Raw genomic sequence first — 3,450 nt, 5'->3', positions numbered from 1 at the left:
TTTTTCCCTTAAGATTTATGTTAAAATGCTTTAATTTTTTTATTTCTTCCGCAGAAATACCCTCTTGTGTTATAACTCTTGATCGATGCCCATAAGCATCTTTTAATTCAAAGCGTAGGGCTTGCCTGTTCTTATTGATTTCTTCTCCAAAAACGGATTCTCCAAATGATTGGAAGTTTTTTCGTTTAGTATGAACGGTATAGTAGGGTCCGAACCTCACATGTTTTCGGTTTATTACAATTCTATAAGAGGTCCCTTCTTCAGGGTAGGGATTGGGTATTTGTTTTTTAACAAAAGTGCAAGAAGTAACATAAGAGGTGAGCAAGAGCCACATCAATGAAAGCCCCTGGGTAGGCCAAAAATGGATGTTATGATTAAATATGCGCTGCGATTCCTTGAAATTACGTTTTTTATTTTGAGAGTTTTTTATTTTGTTTTAAACATTTTTGGTTGAAGTATGTTATTAATATTCCCGCAGTTTGCATTTAGGGAGCCATTCTTAATTTGCATTCTATTTGGTTGACCTTTAAGAGTTTGTGTTAATTATTAAACTTGTTACCCACAAAAATAATTCTTACGGAAAATTATCGTTTTGTGCCTGAATATCTGTAATTCCTCAATGCTATAGGGTGAAACATTGATTGTGTATCTAAAAATATAAAAATTGGCCATTTTTATATTGGGAGTATTTCATGTAAATCTGTAGTTTTGTGATGGTTTATTTTTAGAAAGTGAGGATTTACAAATTTTTATCTATTAAAATTGAGATTCTTCGAATTAAAATATGAGTTTTTCTGTTTGGTGGGAATTGTGGGCGCCGAAATTTAAATGAAAAAATGAAAAGACTTAGAACGGGTGTATTTTATATTTTAGTTTTCTTATTGGTAGCCATTATTCCTCTTTCCATTGGTTTTCAACCATCCAAAGCGAATATGGATAAATTGACTAAATCGGTCTTTATTCCATTAAAATTAACCAATAATGAAGTTGATGTTCCCGAAATGGAAAGTATTGACCAGGCCATTATTCGTTTGCTTAGAAGAAATGGTATTCCCGGTGCTTCCGTAGCGGTTACAAAAGATGATAGATTGATTTATACAAAAGGTTTTGGCTATGCAAATGTTTCCAAAAAGGAAATGGTGGAGCCGTATCATTTGTTCCGGATTGCAAGCGCTTCCAAATTGGTAACTGCTGTAGCCATCATGAAGTTGGCAGAAGAAAAGGCTATAAATTTGGATGATCCCGTGTTTGGAAAGATGGGAATTATGAACGATTCCATTTATCAGCATATTCCTGATAAAAATTATTATAAGATTACTGTAAGACATTTACTATCCCATACAGGAGGGTGGTCTGTAAGATCTTATGGAGATCCAATGTTTCGATCAGTTGAGATTGCAAAATCAATGGGTGTTCCGGCTCCTGCCGATCAAGAAAGTATTATCCAATATGTGTTAAAGAGGCGTCTTGCTTATAAACCTGGCTCTTATTATAATTATTCCAATTTTGGTTATATGGTTTTGGGTAAGGTGATTGAAAAAGTGACTGGAGAAAATTATGAAGATTACGTTAGGCGTGCTATTTTGAATCCTATTGGGATCTATGATATGAAACTTGCCAAAAATCGTCTGGAAGAACGAGCAAAAGATGAGGTTGTTTATTATGACTATAATGGAGCTAGTTTAAGAACTTCCATTTACGGTACTGGCGAAATGGAGCCCAAGACCTATGGAGGTACTGATGTGTCTGCTTTAGAAGGAGCAGGGGGGTGGATCGCTTCTCCTATTGATTTTATGCGCTTAGTTTCTGCCATAGATGGTTTGAATGAAAATGATATATTATCTGCTGAGAGTATTAAGGAGATGATTGAGGTCCCAGGACCAGGTTTTCACCCCATTGGTTGGAGAAGCGTTTATAGTAAGGGTTTGGTTCGTACTGGAACATTGGCAGGTTCCACAGCTTTAATTGTACGGAGAAATGATGGAGTGTCTTATATGGTGGTCATGAACTCTGGAACTTGGAGAGGTACGGCCTTTAACGGCCAGATTAGATTTGCAATGGAATCTGCTTTAAAAAAGGTAGAGGATTGGCCTGAAATTGATTTATTCCCAAAAACACAAATAACCCTGGTACAACCTCTTAAGCCAGTTTATCTTGATGATTCCAAGTCCATTTAGTTGAGATCTTGTCCAATTTTGAGGAGAGTATTCGAGAAAGCCTCGTCTATTTAAACGGTGTTACCCTCTTAATTCGAACATGGCATTTACCAGCATATGTAATAATTGTTCATTGCCCACATTTTTAAATAATTCAGTTAGCTGGTTTTTTATTTCTTTTTCTTTTTTATCACTTTCCAGCATCTTAGCTAATTCTTTAAATTGACCAATAGTTAGGTCATTTTCAGTGATTTTTTCCAATATTTCTTCTATTGGCATTTGCTTCTTTTGCTCCCCAAGCTTCAGCTCAGCAATGCAAGTTTCAAGAATCTCCCTAGCTCTTCTTTTGCATGCATCTAGCTTAGTTACACTTCCTGATGTGTCCCTTAGAGTCCAACTACTGTAATCCACATGGATTTTCTCAATTTGTTCTATTTTTTGATTTCGGCTTCCAAATATTTTTTCTAGTATAATGATGGTGGAGCTTTTCCACGCTTCCAGATTAAATTCCTTTTGCTCTAACTTGGTTATCTGTTCTTCCAGAAGGAGAATTTGTTTTTCATTCATGGCCAAAAGGGAGTTAATTTTTAAAATGAAGGTAAACTTTCAGTGATTTCTTGCACAGGTGGCTCAAAGTCTTCATTAAAGAATTCAAAATACACCTGATTCCCCAAGTTGCCGACCATCCCCGATGGGGTGATCTTTTCCTGATAGGTTTCGTAACAACTCAAGGATCTATTCATAATTTCAATATCTTCTTCTTCGAGCTTATAAATGCAGTCAATAAATTCAAATTCACTTTGTCTGATTCGAAAACCATAATCCTGATAAACCGATTGTTCATTATCTGGAATAGTAAAAAAAGCCAGACGTTTAAGGTACTCTGCTCCCTTTTCTTTCATTTCCAAAAATATTCGTTTTACCACAGCATGGGTTACTAGATGGTCATGGAATCCACTTATTCCATGAACAGGATAGGTGATTACTATGGATGGTTTTAATTTTTGGATATGAGTTTTAACAGCTTGCTCTAATATTCTGGGGTCAATTTCTTTCAATTCCCTATCAGGGAAATCTAGGACTGTCATCCCATCTAATTTTAAAACTTTTTCCATTTGGACCATTTCCTTGTGACGTATTTCTCCCATTTCTTCAATTGAATGGCCATGTTTCAGTCGTTGGGAGGTGCCCCCTCCTTTGGTTAGGGTTAACAGGAAGATTTCATGTCCAGCTTTTTTTTGATGATGAATTACTGAGGCTGGTCCCGAAGATTCATCATCTGGATGTGGGAATA

The 3,450-nt window shown here is 36.0% G+C and carries 4 protein-coding genes; 1 reads left to right on the top strand and 3 read right to left on the bottom strand.

Annotation, left to right across the window (positions count from 1 at the left end; genetic code table 11):
- Positions 1-220 (bottom strand): hypothetical protein (locus tag E1171_RS04540; protein WP_155204532.1); only part of this gene is annotated, 220 nt, incomplete at its 3' end.
- Between the two features lie 616 nt (positions 221-836).
- Between E1171_RS04540 and E1171_RS04535 the strand changes: the two genes are divergently transcribed.
- Positions 837-2,177 carry a serine hydrolase domain-containing protein gene (locus tag E1171_RS04535; RefSeq protein WP_155204530.1) on the top strand — a complete coding sequence of 447 codons (1,341 nt, stop codon included), beginning with the start codon at positions 837-839 and terminating at the stop codon, positions 2,175-2,177.
- Between the two features lie 60 nt (positions 2,178-2,237).
- Here the strand turns inward: E1171_RS04535 and E1171_RS04530 are convergent, their stop codons facing one another.
- Complete coding sequence (locus tag E1171_RS04530; protein WP_155204529.1) at positions 2,238-2,723, bottom strand: hypothetical protein; 486 nt, start codon at positions 2,721-2,723, stop codon at positions 2,238-2,240.
- 20 nt (positions 2,724-2,743) lie between these two features.
- Positions 2,744-3,450 (bottom strand): PIG-L family deacetylase (locus E1171_RS04525; RefSeq protein WP_155204527.1); only part of this gene is annotated, 707 nt, incomplete at its 5' end.

It is taken from the genome of Xanthovirga aplysinae (genome assembly GCF_009711365.1).
GTDB lineage: Bacteria > Bacteroidota > Bacteroidia > Cytophagales > Cyclobacteriaceae > Xanthovirga > Xanthovirga aplysinae.
This window is presented reverse-complemented; position numbering and strand designations above follow the sequence as displayed.